This window comes from Streptomyces sp. NPDC002793, assembly GCF_040295485.1.
In the GTDB taxonomy this organism is placed as follows: Bacteria; Actinomycetota; Actinomycetes; order Streptomycetales; family Streptomycetaceae; genus Streptomyces.
The window spans coordinates 163773-177410 of the sequence record NZ_JBEOVL010000006.1 but is presented as its reverse complement, the minus strand read 5'-3'; the positions used below and the strand labels follow the sequence as shown (position 1 = coordinate 177410).

Annotated in this window: 18 protein-coding genes and 1 pseudogene; 12 read left to right on the top strand and 7 right to left on the bottom strand. The window is 68.9% G+C overall.

The features are described 5' to 3' along the window. The first annotated feature begins 86 nt into the window (after positions 1 to 86). From ABT001_RS08255 to ABT001_RS08240, 4 genes are read left to right on the top strand one after another with little or no spacing between them, the layout of a single operon-like run. A complete protein-coding gene (locus tag ABT001_RS08255; protein ID WP_351274111.1) occupies positions 87 to 314 on the top strand; it encodes a hypothetical protein in 228 nt (75 codons plus the stop codon). Next, complete coding sequence (locus ABT001_RS08250) at positions 314 to 967, top strand: pilus assembly protein TadG-related protein (protein ID WP_351274108.1); 654 nt, start codon at positions 314 to 316, stop codon at positions 965 to 967. Before ABT001_RS08255 ends, ABT001_RS08250 begins: the two co-directional genes overlap by 1 nt. Positions 968 to 994: 27 nt before the next feature. Continuing rightward, a complete protein-coding gene (locus ABT001_RS08245) occupies positions 995 to 1588 on the top strand; it encodes a hypothetical protein (protein ID WP_351274105.1) in 594 nt (197 codons plus the stop codon). Positions 1589 to 1596: 8 nt separating this feature from the next. After that, positions 1597 to 2247, top strand: a complete 651-nt coding sequence (locus ABT001_RS08240) for an OmpA family protein (protein WP_351274102.1) — start codon at positions 1597 to 1599, stop codon at positions 2245 to 2247. A 125-nt stretch (positions 2248 to 2372) separates the two neighbouring features. Here ABT001_RS08240 and ABT001_RS08235 read toward each other — a convergent pair whose 3' ends face one another. The 3 genes from ABT001_RS08235 to ABT001_RS08225 form a co-directional block, all read right to left on the bottom strand. Next, positions 2373 to 2936 carry a dihydrofolate reductase family protein gene (locus ABT001_RS08235; protein ID WP_351274099.1) on the bottom strand — a complete coding sequence of 188 codons (564 nt, stop codon included), beginning with the start codon at positions 2934 to 2936 and terminating at the stop codon, positions 2373 to 2375. A gap of 226 nt (positions 2937 to 3162) precedes the next feature. Then, positions 3163 to 3354 (bottom strand): hypothetical protein, encoded by a 192-nt coding sequence (locus ABT001_RS08230; RefSeq protein ID WP_351274096.1) that lies wholly within the window; start codon positions 3352 to 3354, stop codon positions 3163 to 3165. 11 nt (positions 3355 to 3365) lie between these two features. Then, positions 3366 to 4217, bottom strand: coding sequence for a DUF5753 domain-containing protein (locus ABT001_RS08225; protein ID WP_351274094.1), 852 nt, complete (start codon positions 4215 to 4217; stop codon positions 3366 to 3368). A 279-nt stretch (positions 4218 to 4496) separates the two neighbouring features. Between ABT001_RS08225 and ABT001_RS08220 the strand changes: the two genes are divergently transcribed. Beyond that, a complete protein-coding gene (locus ABT001_RS08220; protein ID WP_351274091.1) occupies positions 4497 to 5003 on the top strand; it encodes an ATP-binding protein in 507 nt (168 codons plus the stop codon). 67 nt (positions 5004 to 5070) lie between these two features. On the opposite strand, the gene ABT001_RS08215 is transcribed toward ABT001_RS08220, so the two are convergent. Beyond that, positions 5071 to 6297: a serine hydrolase domain-containing protein gene (locus ABT001_RS08215; protein WP_351274088.1), complete on the bottom strand. Its 1227-nt coding sequence runs from the start codon at positions 6295 to 6297 to the stop codon at positions 5071 to 5073. 237 nt (positions 6298 to 6534) lie between these two features. Between ABT001_RS08215 and ABT001_RS08210 the strand changes: the two are divergent. Further along, positions 6535 to 6702: pseudogene (locus tag ABT001_RS08210) on the top strand (Tn3 family transposase); the annotation flags it as partial. A 36-nt stretch (positions 6703 to 6738) separates the two neighbouring features. Here ABT001_RS08210 and ABT001_RS08205 read toward each other — a convergent pair. Further along, positions 6739 to 7113 (bottom strand): MerR family transcriptional regulator, encoded by a 375-nt coding sequence (locus ABT001_RS08205; RefSeq protein ID WP_351274085.1) that lies wholly within the window; start codon positions 7111 to 7113, stop codon positions 6739 to 6741. Positions 7114 to 7272: 159 nt separating this feature from the next. Here ABT001_RS08205 and ABT001_RS08200 point away from each other — a divergent pair, with 159 nt between their 5' ends. The 3 genes from ABT001_RS08200 to ABT001_RS08190 all read left to right on the top strand — a co-directional run bounded on the left by ABT001_RS08200 (position 7273) and on the right by ABT001_RS08190 (position 8730). Continuing rightward, positions 7273 to 7623: a putative quinol monooxygenase gene (locus tag ABT001_RS08200; protein ID WP_351274083.1), complete on the top strand. Its 351-nt coding sequence runs from the start codon at positions 7273 to 7275 to the stop codon at positions 7621 to 7623. A 62-nt stretch (positions 7624 to 7685) separates the two neighbouring features. Continuing rightward, positions 7686 to 7952, top strand: coding sequence for a hypothetical protein (locus tag ABT001_RS08195; protein ID WP_351274081.1), 267 nt, complete (start codon positions 7686 to 7688; stop codon positions 7950 to 7952). Positions 7953 to 7956: 4 nt separating this feature from the next. Continuing rightward, positions 7957 to 8730, top strand: coding sequence for a MerR family transcriptional regulator (locus ABT001_RS08190; protein WP_351274078.1), 774 nt, complete (start codon positions 7957 to 7959; stop codon positions 8728 to 8730). A gap of 94 nt (positions 8731 to 8824) precedes the next feature. Here ABT001_RS08190 and ABT001_RS08185 read toward each other — a convergent pair whose 3' ends face one another. Continuing rightward, positions 8825 to 9733: an endonuclease domain-containing protein gene (locus tag ABT001_RS08185; RefSeq protein ID WP_351274075.1), complete on the bottom strand. Its 909-nt coding sequence runs from the start codon at positions 9731 to 9733 to the stop codon at positions 8825 to 8827. Between the two features lie 518 nt (positions 9734 to 10251). Between ABT001_RS08185 and ABT001_RS08180 the strand changes: the two genes are divergently transcribed. From ABT001_RS08180 to ABT001_RS08170, 3 genes are all read left to right on the top strand, one after another. Further along, complete coding sequence (locus ABT001_RS08180) at positions 10252 to 10797, top strand: RNA polymerase sigma factor (RefSeq protein ID WP_351274072.1); 546 nt, start codon at positions 10252 to 10254, stop codon at positions 10795 to 10797. Further along, positions 10794 to 11456, top strand: a complete 663-nt coding sequence (locus ABT001_RS08175; RefSeq protein ID WP_351274069.1) for a hypothetical protein — start codon at positions 10794 to 10796, stop codon at positions 11454 to 11456. The genes ABT001_RS08180 and ABT001_RS08175 overlap by 4 nt, the downstream gene beginning before the upstream one ends. A gap of 83 nt (positions 11457 to 11539) precedes the next feature. Then, complete coding sequence (locus ABT001_RS08170; RefSeq protein WP_351274067.1) at positions 11540 to 11758, top strand: hypothetical protein; 219 nt, start codon at positions 11540 to 11542, stop codon at positions 11756 to 11758. Between the two features lie 18 nt (positions 11759 to 11776). Here ABT001_RS08170 and ABT001_RS08165 read toward each other — a convergent pair whose 3' ends face one another. Beyond that, complete coding sequence (locus ABT001_RS08165; RefSeq protein ID WP_351274064.1) at positions 11777 to 13318, bottom strand: outer membrane protein assembly factor BamB family protein; 1542 nt, start codon at positions 13316 to 13318, stop codon at positions 11777 to 11779. Positions 13319 to 13638 lie beyond the last annotated feature (320 nt).

The window sequence follows — 13638 nt, the reverse complement described above, 5'->3', positions numbered from 1 at the left end:
CCTGGAGGAAGCCGGGAACGGGAGCGACACCACCAAGTCTTACGCATCGTCCGGCAACCGGCCGGCCGAACCCGGAGGGGAACACCATGAGCAAGCTGATGCTGAAGGCTTCCGTCAACGCCAAGGTCTGGGCGAACACCGCCGTCGAGCGCATGAAGGTACGGGCGGACCGAGACCGGGGGCAGGGGGCGGTGGAGTACCTGGGCATCATTGTGGTGGTCGTGGCGATCATCTTGGTGATCATGACCACGAACCTCGGGAGCGCCATTGCCGGTGCGCTCACCACTCAGGTAGGCAAGATCACGGGTGGCTGATGGCAGACAGCCGGGCTCGTGAGGCAGGGCAGGCCTTCCCTGTATATATCGCCGTAGTGGCAGGGCTGCTCTTCCTCGCGTTCGCCTTCTTCGCTATCGGTCAGGCCTCGATGAAAAAGAACGAGGCCCAGACAGCCGCCGATGCGGCCGCGCTTGCGGCGGCACTGGACGCGCGTGGCGAGTGGAGTTGGCCGAGGGGCTTCGATTTTGAAGAATGGGACGACCTGATCAGTGGGCGGGACATCGGAGCGGGGTCGTGCTCCGCAGCCGGCCGACTTGCGGCCGAGAATGGCGCCCACCAGATTTCCTGCGGCTCGGACGACTGGCCCGAGGCGTCCTACACGGTCACGGTCGAGACCAACCAGAGCGTCGGTAGCTCGGTTATCCCCGGCACCGAGACGAAGAAGGCCCAGGCAACCGCCAGAGCGGTGATCGAGCCGCGCTGCCGTCTCGAAGAAGACACAGATCCTCCGCCGAGCCCCACGCCGAGTCCTTCGCAGGAGGATAGCGAAGGGGACACGGACGAGGGCGAAAAGCAGCAACCGCACAAAGTCGTCTGCGATGACGAAGAAGACTTCCGTATCGACCCGGAAAACCTTGACCTGCTGCCCGACCTGGCAGACCTGTTCTCCGTCCACCTGGCCGACAAGTAGATGACTGACACCGAGAGGACCACGCAGATGCGTGCAGCCATGACCCGGATTCACCGCAAGGGGACTTCGGTAGCCGCCGCTTCCGTAGCCATGGCTGTCGTCCTGACAGCTTGCGGAGGCGACGACGGCCAGGACAATCAGCCGGAGGGCGAGCAGAAGCAGCCCAACGCCTCGGCGGCGAAGAATCCGACCACCCCCGACGGGCAGGAGAGCGCTGACGTGTCGGAAGTGCTCGCCAGCGTGAAGGGGCCAGGGGAGATCGACCTGGTCATCAATTCTGCCGAGCGGGATTCCGGTGGCTTCGTCACCGTGAAAGGCTCCGTGACAAACGGCTCAAAGCGACAGTTTGCTGCGGAGGGATGGCAGGGCACTGAGGAGGAGATGGCCACCAACGGGGCGTCTGTTGCCGGTGCTTCTCTGGTTGATCAGGCGGGAAAGAAGCGCTACCTGGTACTTCGGGACACGGACGGCAGGTGCCTCTGCACAAAATTCACCACAGGTGTCACGCCCGGAGGAACCGCACCGTTCTTCGTCCAATTCCCGGCGCCGCCCGCAGGGACCACCGACGTCGACTTCCAGATCCCGACCATGCCCACCGCGACGATCAAGATCACAGGGTGATGGCCCTCATGCAGCCACCGACCCCCACGCCAGCCACGCCCCGAAGCGCACTCCGGTGCCGTGTCGGCCTGTCCGCCGCTGTGGCGGTCGTCCTCGGTACGTCGACTCTCTGGGGAGCGGCCCCCGCTACAGCGGACGATGACCCCAACGCCGTCCCCTCCGCCGCGCCGCCCGTAGAGGTCGACGCGAACTCGCCCGGGCTGATGCTCGGTGACGGAGCGACCCTCGGCGATATCCGCGTACTCGACATCAAGTCGGTCGTCGAGGACATGGGCGGCGAGGAGCGCCGCGAGGACACCAACGTGGACATCACCTTCGCCCTCCAGGCCGAGGTCCTCTTCGGTAAGGACAGCGCGAAGCTCAGCGGTGAGGCCAACGCCCGAATCATTGCGATCGCGGCGGAGATCAAGAACCAGAACGCCTCCAAGGTCCGGGTCTTCGGCTTCACCGACAACCTCGGTACCTCCGCCCATGGCGACGTCCTCTCCAAGGAGCGGGCCAACGCGGTGCAGGGCGTCCTCTCCCCGGGCCTCCCGAACGTCACCTTCGAGATCCGTGGCTACGGCGAGCAGTACCCGATCGCGAGCAATGACACCGAAGACGGTCGTAAGAAGAACCGCCGTGTGGAGATCACCTTCCAGCGCACCGGCAGTTCGTAGAGGGAGCGGAGCAATGGTGAGGTCCTGCAGCGTTTCGATTCTCGCTGCACTCGACCATCGCAGCGGACTGCTGGCTGAGGGCCGGGGGCGTCCTTCCTGAGGCGCTGATCATTCAGGAAGGTCGCTCACCGCCTCGTCTCGTACCTGGTCAGGATCACGCCGCAGGGAAGCGTCCGTGTCTCCACCAGGTTGAGGTTCACCCAGTTGTCCAGCGCGGTGAAGAATGGCGTGCCGCCGCCCACCAAGACCGGCGCGGTGGCCAGCACGTACTCGTCGATCAGCCCGGCCCGCACGGCCGCCCCCGCGAGCGTCGCGCCGCCGATGTCCATCGGGCCGCCGTCCTCGGCCTTGAGCCGGGTGATCTCGGCGACCGCGTTGCCGGCGACCAGGCGGGTGTTCCAGTCGACCTTGTCGATCGTCGAGGAGAACACCACCTTCGACATGTTCCGCCAGCGGCGTGCGAACTGGATCTCCGCCGGGTTGGCGTCGGGTTGCTGGTCGCCGGTCGGCCAGTAGGAGCTCATCGTCTGCCACAGCTTGCGCCCGTAAAGCGACAGGTCGGTCGCCTCCAACTGGTCGGACCAGAACTGGAACAGCTCGTCGCTGGGCAGGCTCCAGCCGATGTCGTCGCCGGGCGCGGCGATGTAGCCGTCCAGGGTCACGTTCATGCCGTAGATCAGTTTCCGCATGGTGCCGGCCTTCCGTGAGTCGGTCTCACGTGTACAGACCGGCGCGGCGCGGGAAACTCATCGGTGCGCGATCTGGACTCAGATGTAGGCCTCGTGCTCGGCGGCCCAGCCGCGGATTCATCGTGCCGCCGAGTGGATGGCATCGATCTGAGACCGATCTCGGCCCGGGCGCCTGGCAGCTTCTGGGCCGTCGCAGGCGCCCGGCCGGTGGGGGTACGGCTGCGGTCTACAGCAGGTGATCGGCCTTGCCGGCCTTGATGTCCCGGATCATCTGCTGGAGGGCCTCGCGGCTGTCCGTGAGGTAACGATCCTCCTGGCCGAGAACGGCAATGAACGCATTGCCTTCGGTATCCGTCCCGAGGCGGAAACAATTGTTTCCCTCACCGCAGTACGGGTCTTCCCAGTTGATTTCGACCATGGTGAGACTCCTCAAAGTTGACGTGCGACGGCGTGGATGAAGTCGCGTGACTCGGGGGCACCCAGTGCGGCTTCCTCCATCCAGTCGAGGTGGGCTCGGTACTTGGCGAGCTGTGCTTCGGCGTGCATGAACTCCGGTCCGTGTGCGGAATCCAGCTGCACTGTGTCCAGTTGGGGTACGACGCCATGCGCGTACAGGAGCGCGTGACCCGCGCCCGGGAATGCTCCCCGTTCCACCGGAATCACCCGCAAGTCGATGTTCCTGCGCTCCGTAGCCTCGCAGAGGTATGTGAGCTGTTCCCGGGTGACTTCCCGGCCACCGAACTGCATGCGTAGAGCCGCTTCGTGCACGTAACCGACGTAGTCGACCGGATGCTCGCGGTCCAGTACTCGCTGTCTTTCCATGCGGTGGGTCACGCGCAGCTCGATCTCCAGCCGTGAGAGCGGGGGCAGTACGGCGCCGAACACCGCTCGTGCGTACGCGTCGGTGTGGAGCAGGCCCGGAAGGTGGACAGTCTGGGCGGTCCGGATGCGTACGGCGTTCCATTCGAGCTCGGCGATGTCCAGCATGCCCGACGGGAGCGTTCCCCGGTACTGCTCCCACCAGCCACGTTCGCGCTGCTCGGCCATGCCCACGAGGGCTTCGACGTAACGGTCGTCGGAGCACGCGTAGTTGCAGGCGAGTGTGCGTACACGCTCGGGCGCCACGGGTCGGACGCCGACTTCCATGTTGGAGATCTTCGTCCTGTCGACGCCCAACAGGCCTGCTGCGTAAGCGGTTGTTGCTTCGGCTGCGGTGCGCATTTTCCGGAGTTCGGCGCCGAGGCGCCGTTGCCGTTCGGTAGGGGTGGAACTGCTCGGCATGGGCCTCTTCTTCCGCCAACGGTAGGCACAGTCTGCCGCTGAAAGGGAGACCCAGTCCACCCGATGGGAGGCAATTGCCTCTGGAGTGAAGACATCTGTGCCAGATGAGGGCTACCGTGAGCGACGCACCGCACACGCTGCGCCAAGCCGAAGTGCATCGCGCGGCCCTGCCCGTACCTCCTGCCCTGGGAGGGGCAGGGCCGCGTCAGGGAGACAGGCCACAGCTCGACCGCAGCGGCGACAACTGCCAACTCGGCCATCCGTTCCAGGGAGTCAGCCATGCACCCGTACCCACCCCCACTCCAGCGCGCCGCCCTCTGCCCTGCGCGGGCTCTCCTCCCCGCTTCCGGGGCCGCTCCGTACCTCCGGTCCAAAGCTCGCCCGCATCCAGGGCTCGTCCTGAGCCTGACCCTGCCCGGTGACCCCCGGAGCGCGGCGGTCGGGCGCCGGGCGGTCGCGGCGGCCCTGTCGGCGTACGGGCTGCGCTCCCATGCGTGGCCCGCCTTGCAAGCTGTCACCGAGCTCATCGCCGTCAACGCGGCACTCACGCCCGGCCGTGAGCTCTACCTCTCGCTCCGTGAACGGGACGGCGCCCTCCGCCTGGTCCTGTGGGACCAGCACCCCCGTCACGCCGATCCGGACACCCTCGCCCTCTGCGAGGGCCGACGCCGCCAGGCGCTCTGGCTGCTGGCGGCCGTCGTCGACGACTGGGGCGGCGACTGGGGCATCGCCGAGGCCCGGCCACCCCAGCAGGGGGTGAAGTCGTGGGTCCTCCTCCCGCAGTGACGCGGCGGCTTCGTTCTCCACGAGCCCCCCGCTGACCCCGGCCGCGAAGTGGCGGCCGGGCCCGTCGTCAGTCGATGGCCTGGTAGACCGTCGTCCAGAAGTCGTTCATGGCGCGCGGTGAATCCGGGGTGGACAGTCCGACCTGGGTGAGCAGGACTCCGGTGAGCTGGTTGGCCCTGTCGGCATAGGCGGTGGTGCCGGAACCGCCGAACCAGCCGAACTGGCCGATGGGCGCGTAGTCGTCGCGCGAGGTGCGCACCGCCATCCCGAAGCCCCAACCGCCGCTCGCTCCCTGGCCGGAGGACAGGTGGGCGACGTTGCTGAACATCGCTTCCCGCGCCGCCAGTTGCCCGTCAGAGAGTCGGTTGGTGGTCATCAGCTCCACGGCGGCCCGGGACAGGATCCGCCGGCTCCCGTGCATCCCGTGGTTCAGCAGCATCCGGAAGTAGGCGTGGTAGTCGTCGGCGGTGGAGACGAGCCCCCCGCCGGCACCCTGGAACGCGGGAGGCGCGCTGGACCTTCCCCCTGCCGCCTCGTCCCATACGGCGAACTCGCCGGTCTGCGGGTCCGGCCCGTACAGGGGCGGCAGCCGGTCGATCTTGTCGGCGGGTACGTGGAAACCGGTGTCTTCCATCCCCAGCGGGTCGAGGACGCGTTCGCGCAGGAAGGTCTCCAACGGCTTCCCCGCGACCCTGGAGACGAGCACGCCGACCACCTCGTTGCTGAGGTCGTACTGCCACCGTGTGCCGGGCTGGTACTGGAGCGGCAACTCGCCGAGGCGGCGCATCCACTCGTCCGGCTCGGGCGCGGGCCCGGATGCCACGCTGTAGTCGAGTCGCTCGAAGGTCGCGGCCCTGATCGGAGAAGCCATCGACTCGAAGTCCACTCCGAGCCCGAACGTGGAGGTCAGCAGGTCCCGTACGGTGATCGGCCGCCGGGCCGGCACGGTGTCGTCCAGCGGCCCGTCGGGCCGCTTCAGCACCCGCCGGTCGGCGAGTTCGGGCAGCCACCGGTCCACCGGGTCGTCCAGCCGAAGCCGGCACTCGTCGAGCAGGACCATCGCGGCTGCCATCGTGACGGGCTTGGACGTGGACGCCATCCGGAAGATCGTGTCCCGGCGCATCGGCGGGCCACCGTCATGACGCATCGTCCCGATCGCTTCGACATGCGTGTGGTCACCTCGGCTGACCAGCGCGACGAGGCCGGGGATCCTCTTGGACTCGACATGCTGTGCCAGCACCTCGTGCAGTCGGCGCAGCCCGGCTTCGGAAAAACCGATGGTGCTGGTCCCCATGATGATCTCCCTTTCACAGACATGTCTCCGTACGGCGGCCCTGGTGCTGTCCGGCCTTGCCCGGCCCTACGAGCGGCCGTACGAAGAGCCTGCGGCCTTGACCCAAGGTCAAGGTCAACCCCTGGTGCGAGCGAGGGTGACCGGCACGGGCCGCAGGCGTCCTACGCCCCTCGGCAGCCGGTGACAGGGAACTGGTGCGCGCTATCCCGGCCGGGGAACATCGGTACAGCGGTTGGCGCGGTGATCGACCCGGTCGACGACACCTGCCGCCGCCAGATGAACCGGCAGCTCACCGGGGAGGAGTCCCGCCACAAGCTCGCCCTCGACGTCTGCCACGGCAAGCGCGGCACCATTCACCAGGCGTACCGCGACAGCATGGAGGACCAGCTCGGGGCGCTCGGCCTGGGCACCGGGCCAAGGCGTGCGCGTGCTGGTCGAGCCTCAGACCTCCGCGGCCTCGCCGGCCGGCCGTGTCGCGCCGAACTCGGCGGCGGTGAGGACAGAGTCCAGTCGGGCTCGCGTGGCGGCAAGGTCCCGCATGTGATCGTCGAGGCGGTCCCGCTCCGCGCGAAGCCGGGCGATCATCTTCGGGCCGGCGATACCGGTGTGCACGCACGGCAGGAACTCCACGATCATCCGGCTGCTCAGCCCGGCAGCGTAGAGGAGCTGGATCCACCGCACTCCATCGACCGTGTCCGGGGTGTAGAGCCGCTGCCCGCCTGGGCTGCGGCTCGACGCGATGAGCTGCTGCTGCTCGTAGTAGCGCAGCGCCCGCGTGCTCACTCCCGCGGCCGATGCCACCTCGCCGATTCGCATCCCGTCGCTCCCTCTGCTCCGCATGCCGCTGGGTCCCGGTTCCTGTCGGGCCGTCCCGGGGTTCGCCCCCGGACTTGCCTTTGACGTTAACGTCAACTTTTACACTCCGATGGCCGGCCATCAACACCGGCGGAACCGACCATGACGGAGTAGGACCTCATGAGCACTGACGACACGACACCCGACGGCCTCATCCCCGCCGCCATCCTCGCCTCGGACACGCCGGTCGCGGTATATGGATACGCCCGGGCCAAGGCGGGCAGGGAGGGCCGGATGCTGGGCGAGATCCAGGCGATCATCGGCCTCACCCGCAAGGAGGACGGATGCGAGCAGTACGTGGTGCACACCACGCCGGACCAGCCGGGCGCCTTCGCCTTCTACGAGCGCTGGTCCTCCGGCGCCCACCTGCTGGCGCACGTTTCGCAACCGTTCATGCAGACGTACTTCGCCGCCATCGCGGACCTGGTCGAGGGGGAACTGGAGGCCCACTGGCTGCACCCCCTCTCCTGACCCACGGCACACGGCCGGCCCCGCGCCACGCGGGGCCGGCCGCATCCGGATCGCCGTCCGCGATGGACCTCACCGACCGCCCCGCGCGCTCCGGCGAGCTGCTGTCCACCCTGAAGTTCATGGTGCAGCCCCTCACCGCCGCCGGCGAACTCCAACGCGAACTCCAGCGCGAACTCCAACGCGACCTCCAGCGCGAGCTGACATGCGCCGACCGCTGTACCGATGTTCCCCGAGGCCGTATCCTCACCCCGCCTTGTCGACGGCCGGATGACGTTCCGGCCGACGCGGTTCGCGGACCCGCAGCCGCTCACGTTCCGGAGGTGTGCTGAGCCGATGACGGAAGGGCTGACGATCGGTCAAGCGGCGGCATACGTCGGCGTCACGATCAAGACCGTGCGGCACTACCACCGGCTCGGCCTGGTCGCCGAGCCGGAGCGCGACAGTTCCGGCTACCGCCGTTACGGATCGGGCGAGCTGTTCCGCCTGGTCCAGGTCCGGACCCTGGCCGCTGCCGGTGTGCCGCTGGCCGAGGTCGGTGACCTGCTCGACGCCGGTCCCGAGGAATTCGCCGCCACCCTGGACGCAGTCCATCAGCAGCTCACCGAGCGGATCGAGGAGCTGACGGCGCGGCGCGACAGGCTGCACCGTCTCGACCACGGCGACCGTGCCCTGCTGCCCGACCGGGCCTGCGCCGTCCTGGCCCGGCTCGCCGAGCTCGGCTTCGGCGATGACTACGTGTCCTGCCAACGGGAGGCTCTCGTACTGACCCGGGCACTGGTCCCGGAGATCTTCGGCACCTTCCTCGCCCGGCTCGAGGATTCGCTGGCCGACCCCGAGGCCGTCGAGTTGACCAAGCACGGGTGGGAGGCCAGGTCCTGGGACCCGGACGATCCGCGGATCGAGGAGCTGGCGTCCAGGACGGCCGACAAGCTGCTGACCCACCACGCGCTGCTGACGATGCCCACCGAATTCGGTGACCAGGCCGACGCCGCCTCCCGCTACGGCCTCGTCAACCACCACGGGGAGGACCAGGCGCCGTCCATCGCCCGGCTGAACACCCTGATCGAGGCGCACCTGCGCGCAGCCGGCATAGCCGTCCCGCCGTGAGAGAGGCCCTGGTCGTTGGGAGAACACGGACGGAAAACAGCCCTGAATGTCCCATATGGGTGTCTGTAGCTTCCCTCTGACGGGATGAGTGAGGTCAACTCATCAGGGCCGTGCGGATCTCGTCGATCATGCGGTCAGGCGTCCGGAACACCGTCGCGGCGGGAAACCGGAGGATCAGCCGCACGCCGGGGCAGGCGCTCAGGGCGTTGAAGCGGTCCAGGTCGCGGCGGTGGGCGTCGCGGCTCCCGTGGTAGGCGTAGCCCTCGATCTCCACCACCACGCCCTCCCGCAGGAAGAGGAAGTCGGGCCGGATCCGGCGGCCCGCCGGGGTCAGCAGCTCAGCCTGGCTGACCGGGTGCAGGCCGGCGTCGTGCATCCGCAGCCGGGCGACCGTCTCGGCGGGTGAGCCGCTCCGGGGATCAGCCAGTGTGAGCCAGGCCCGCGCACGCGGTACGCCGTGGTGCCGGGTGGGGTGTGTGGCGCAGACGGTCGCCAGCAGGTCGGGGGTGACCAGGCGCGTCCGGCGGACCCCGCTCACCGTGCGGGTGCTCAGCGCGGAGTCCACGGCGACCAGCGCCTCGTCCCTCGGGCCCGACAGGAGCAGGTCGCGCAGGGTGCGCAGGGGGATGGTGGACCGCAGTCCGCGGTGTGTGCGGATCTCGGCGGGGGTGAGCGGCGTACGGTGCACCGGGAAACCGTGGCGCCTGCCGGTGGTGCTGTCCGGGTCGGTGAACTCCACGGCCTCGCGGAGTAGTTCGATCAGGTGGAGCGAGGCCGCCGCGCGGTGGCTGAGGGTGTGGCCCGGGTGGAGTATCTGCACGGCGCGGGCCCTCACCCACGGCGTCAGCTCGGTGCCGGGCGCAGCCCAGGCGCCGGGTACGACGCGCTGCCAGCGCTCTGCGTGCAGCGACCGGATCAACTGTCGTTCGCTCGATCCGGCTGCGATGGCTTCCCGGGTAAGCAGAATGCCCCATCGGGCGAAGTGCTGAAGGTTCCCCGTCATGGGGGAGAGGATGCCGCGAGGGTGTGGACGCTGCGTCGGCCTGTGGAAAACCTCGACCGGTAAGGGGGAGGGGGAGGGGGAGGGGGAGGGGGAGGGCAGTCCCTCGGGCCGGCCCGGTTTCCCCGGGCCGGGCTTCCTCCGGACCCCTGTGGTGCGGGCTGTGTCCTGCGCCACAGTCGCAGGGGGCGCGTACTCATGTGCGGTCCGTACGGCTGGGGGATTGCGCCTGCTCACGGATGCCACGAAGTGACCTGTGTCGACTGTGGATCTTGCGCGCGATAGCTGAATGAGCACGTCCGGTTAATTTTTCTGACTACGTATGAGTCCTGTGGGCTCGAATTCGCTTGAGTGGGGACCAGAAGCCAACCGGGCCGCAGGCACCGGTAGTCGGTGCCCCTCAACGAAGAGGAATCCCGTGAAGAGTGCTGTGCCCACCAGAGCGCTGTGTGCCGGAGGTCTCCATGCGCGATGACGACGTCCGCGAAAGCGGGCGAACCGCGGACGGCAGGAGTCGTGATGTGGACGAACCGCTCGCGCTGCCGCTGGACTTCGAGGCGTTCGTCCTCAGTCACCAGGAGTTCTTCCACGCGTACGCGGAGATCCACTGCGGCACGAGGCCCTCGGCGGAGAGCATCGTCCACGAGGTCTTCCTGGAGATCCACGCCGTCTGGGACGGGCTGCTCCAGGAGGACGAACTGGAGCGACGCACGCTCGCGGTGCTGCACCGTCACGTCACCCGGCGACTTGCGCGGGAGGGCCGGGATCCGGCCTACATCATCAACGGGCAGATCGAACGGGACCTCCGGGTGCTGCGGGGCGAACTCGAGCTCGCCGAGAGCCGTATCGGTCTGTACGAGGCGATATCGGAACTGCCGGTCCGGCAGTACACGGTGGTCGTCCTGCGTTATCTCCTGGGCTACCCGACCAACCGGATCGCACGGTTCATGAGTCTGGACGACCGCACCGTGAACTACCACTGCCGCAGGGCGAAGGAGCGCCTGGGGAGAAAGCTGGGACTGCCCGTACGCACACGGGCCAAGCAGGGAGACGAGGGAGGACAGTGACAGCAGCGACCAGCGCCACGATCGACGGTGCCCTGGAACGGGCACGCGTCACCGTCACCGACCCCACGGGATTCGACGTAGGGGCGGCACTGCGCCGGCTGGCGGCCGACGTCGGCCGGTCCGCGCCGGCGACCGACACCGCCAGGGCCGCCCAGGCGGGGCACCGGCTGAACACCGTCTGCCGGTGGATGATCAACGCGCCCGGCGCGGCGGGGCACATCGACAAGCTCGCGGTGCCGCCGCCGGAGACGGCCTTCGACGTCGAGGGTGCCGCGGTCTTCGCGTGCCTCCTGCATCTGACGGGACACCCGCAGAGCGCGCAGTTCTGGTGGCAGCTCGCGGCCGGAGCCGGGCACCGCGTCTCCGCGTACTGCCTGCATCTGCATCACCTCTCCCTGGGGGAGAACCGTGAGGCCGCGCACTGGCGGCACGAGGTCACCGACTCCCGCCCCGGCGCCGAGAGCATCGACGACGTCCTCCTCGGATGCCTGGAGACGGTCGCCACCTACGTGCGGAAGAACGGCTCGGACGCCAGTACGCCCCCCACCGGGCTGCTGGAGATGGAGGTGGACCGGCTCGCGGGAGAGGGGAGCAGCCCGATACTGAGCCGCCCGGATCGTCGGCTGGCCGATCACCTGCGCGACTTCACGAGCCGCTGAAGCCCCGTAACCAGAACCGAAGGGAGCCCGCCGGGCGCCGATGTGCCCCGGAGGGCTCCCTTCTTCCTGCCCGGAGGACCGACATGCCCCGTGTGAACACGACCCCGATCATGACCTCGACCCCGCCCCCGACCCCGATCACGCCCGCGCACCCGACGACCCCTGCCCGGACCGGCCGCCTGCGGCGCTGGGCGCACGCCCAGCGCCGGGCGGCGGCGGGGCACTTCGTCCGTGGGCTGTGCTACGGCGCGGGGGTTCTCACCGCGAGCCTCGCGGGGCTCTGGTTCCAGCAGTACCTCTGATGTTCCGGCGGCCCCCGGTCAGGGCGGGCCGGGGGCGAAGGACAGCATGCGGGCTTCGTGCTGGTCGTCGTCGCCGTTCACGCCCGCCGACGTGAGGACGACCCGTCCGTCGGCGTAGGCCAGCCGCCCGCCGAACATCTCGAGCTCCTGCGCCGCCGTCGACGCGGGGTGCCGCAGCAGTACCTTCTCCGTGCCCGCGGCGCCCGGGCCCATCAGGAAGGTCCGGCCGGGGCGACTCGCGGTGGCCGACTCGTAGACGAGCGCCGCCTTGCCCTTCTCCGCGCGCAGGGCATGCAGTTCGCGCAGCTCGTCGGACTTGACCCCCCAGAGGAACTTCCCGGTGGTCAGGTCGTACGAGCCGATCTTGTCGGTGCCGCCCAGGACGACGTGGCCGTTGCCGACCGCGGTGCCGCGACAGGGCTGGATGTCGCCGCCGCTGCCGTCCCCGGCGCACCGGTCGAGACCCTTGCCCCGTGCGTCGAAGGTGATGCCGGGCTTTCCTCCCGGGCCCAGGGTCACGATCCGCCAGTCGTCGATGTGGTCCATGGCGTTCTCCGTGGTGAAGACGACCGGATCGACGGAGATCATGCTTCCGAGTTTCCATCCGGTGCTGGTCCGGTGACGCCACAGGACCTTGCCGGTGAGCGGATCGATCTCGCGGAGCTGGCTGTGGTTCTTGCTCCGGTCGATGTCGATCGCGCAGTCGGACTTCACCAGGAGCCGGGAGCCGCCCGCCACGTCGTCGGGGAAGCACTTCCCCGGGTTCTCCCAGGGGATGTCGAACAGCTCGGTCCCGTCGTCGACACGGTAGGCGGTCGCCTTCATGCTCCGGACGATCGCGAAGGTACCGGCGCTGATGGCGCTGTGCACGATGAACGTGTCGTCCCCGTCACCGGTCTCGTGCAGTTCTTTCTGCCATCCGGGCTTCCCGGTCTTCAGATCGATCATCTGCATGTGGTTGCACCGGTTGTTCCTCCCGCCGTCGGGCCTCTCCTTGCGGACGAGCACGACCTTGCCGTCGGGCGTCGGGTTGGCCGGTGTCTCGCAGACGGGAGTGGGCAGCGGCATGCTCCAGACCTCGGCGCCGTCCGAGAGACGGTAGGCCGCGACCTTTCTGTGCAGCGCTTGGACGACGGTGTCGCCGACGATCCACAGGTCGTAGAGCCTCTGGTTCCCGTTGGGCAGGTCGGTCCGGTCGTCGACGATCCACGCCGCCGCGTCTCCCGGTTTCCGTGCGGCCTCGATCTCCCGCGCGGTCGGGATGTGCTTCGCCTGAGGGGCGCCGCCCGTGGGGGAGCGGGGCGGGGCCTTCGGCTCGGAGGGGCTGGACGATTCCTTCGCCACGGGGGTGGCGGGCCCGTCCTCTCCCCGGTCGGCGAAGGCGTACACCCCTCCCCCCACGGCCAGGAGCAGCAGTGCGACGGCGGCGGCGATGACCGGTGCTCCGCCGAAGCGCCGCCGGTGCGGCGGCGGTCCAAGCCCTTCCGAGGCGTACGGGTTGCCGGGTACGGGCTGCTGCGGCGAGCCCGGTGTGTACCAGGGCTGCGGCGAGTCGGGCATGGGTCTTCCCCCTGAGACGTGCCACTCGGTCAGGAATCCACTTCCCGGGTGGGGGGCTCGGCAGACGTCGGGCGCGGCTGCGCTCCGTCGTTTCCCCCGAGGCCACCCGCGGAGATCACAGGGTACTGACGCGCCACGCGGCCGTGCGGTTCTCCCGCAACCGCCGGGTGGACGGGCGCCCCGGCGGCCAAAGCCCTGTCTCTCCCTCCGTCACCGTGACGGCGCGCTCCGTCTCGTCCTCTGGGATCAGCATCCCCGCCACGTCGACCTGGACAGCCTCGCCCTCTGCGAGATCCGCCGTCGCCAGGCCCTCTGGCTGC

Bases quoted from the DNA above. Each gene is read 5' to 3' on its own strand.
- ABT001_RS08255 (WP_351274111.1), top strand. From the start codon at position 87: ATGAGCAAGCTGATGCTGAAGGCTTCCGTCAACGCCAAGGTCTGGGCG.
- ABT001_RS08250 (WP_351274108.1), top strand. From the start codon at position 314: ATGGCAGACAGCCGGGCTCGTGAGGCAGGGCAGGCCTTCCCTGTATAT.
- ABT001_RS08245 (WP_351274105.1), top strand. From the start codon at position 995: ATGCGTGCAGCCATGACCCGGATTCACCGCAAGGGGACTTCGGTAGCC.
- ABT001_RS08240 (WP_351274102.1), top strand. From the start codon at position 1,597: ATGCAGCCACCGACCCCCACGCCAGCCACGCCCCGAAGCGCACTCCGG.
- ABT001_RS08235 (WP_351274099.1), bottom strand. From the start codon at position 2,936: ATGCGGAAACTGATCTACGGCATGAACGTGACCCTGGACGGCTACATC.
- ABT001_RS08230 (WP_351274096.1), bottom strand. From the start codon at position 3,354: ATGGTCGAAATCAACTGGGAAGACCCGTACTGCGGTGAGGGAAACAAT.
- ABT001_RS08225 (WP_351274094.1), bottom strand. From the start codon at position 4,217: ATGCCGAGCAGTTCCACCCCTACCGAACGGCAACGGCGCCTCGGCGCC.
- ABT001_RS08220 (WP_351274091.1), top strand. From the start codon at position 4,497: ATGCACCCGTACCCACCCCCACTCCAGCGCGCCGCCCTCTGCCCTGCG.
- ABT001_RS08215 (WP_351274088.1), bottom strand. From the start codon at position 6,297: ATGGGGACCAGCACCATCGGTTTTTCCGAAGCCGGGCTGCGCCGACTG.
- ABT001_RS08205 (WP_351274085.1), bottom strand. From the start codon at position 7,113: ATGCGAATCGGCGAGGTGGCATCGGCCGCGGGAGTGAGCACGCGGGCG.
- ABT001_RS08200 (WP_351274083.1), top strand. From the start codon at position 7,273: ATGAGCACTGACGACACGACACCCGACGGCCTCATCCCCGCCGCCATC.
- ABT001_RS08195 (WP_351274081.1), top strand. From the start codon at position 7,686: ATGGACCTCACCGACCGCCCCGCGCGCTCCGGCGAGCTGCTGTCCACC.
- ABT001_RS08190 (WP_351274078.1), top strand. From the start codon at position 7,957: ATGACGGAAGGGCTGACGATCGGTCAAGCGGCGGCATACGTCGGCGTC.
- ABT001_RS08185 (WP_351274075.1), bottom strand. From the start codon at position 9,733: ATGACGGGGAACCTTCAGCACTTCGCCCGATGGGGCATTCTGCTTACC.
- ABT001_RS08170 (WP_351274067.1), top strand. From the start codon at position 11,540: ATGCCCCGTGTGAACACGACCCCGATCATGACCTCGACCCCGCCCCCG.
- ABT001_RS08165 (WP_351274064.1), bottom strand. From the start codon at position 13,318: ATGCCCGACTCGCCGCAGCCCTGGTACACACCGGGCTCGCCGCAGCAG.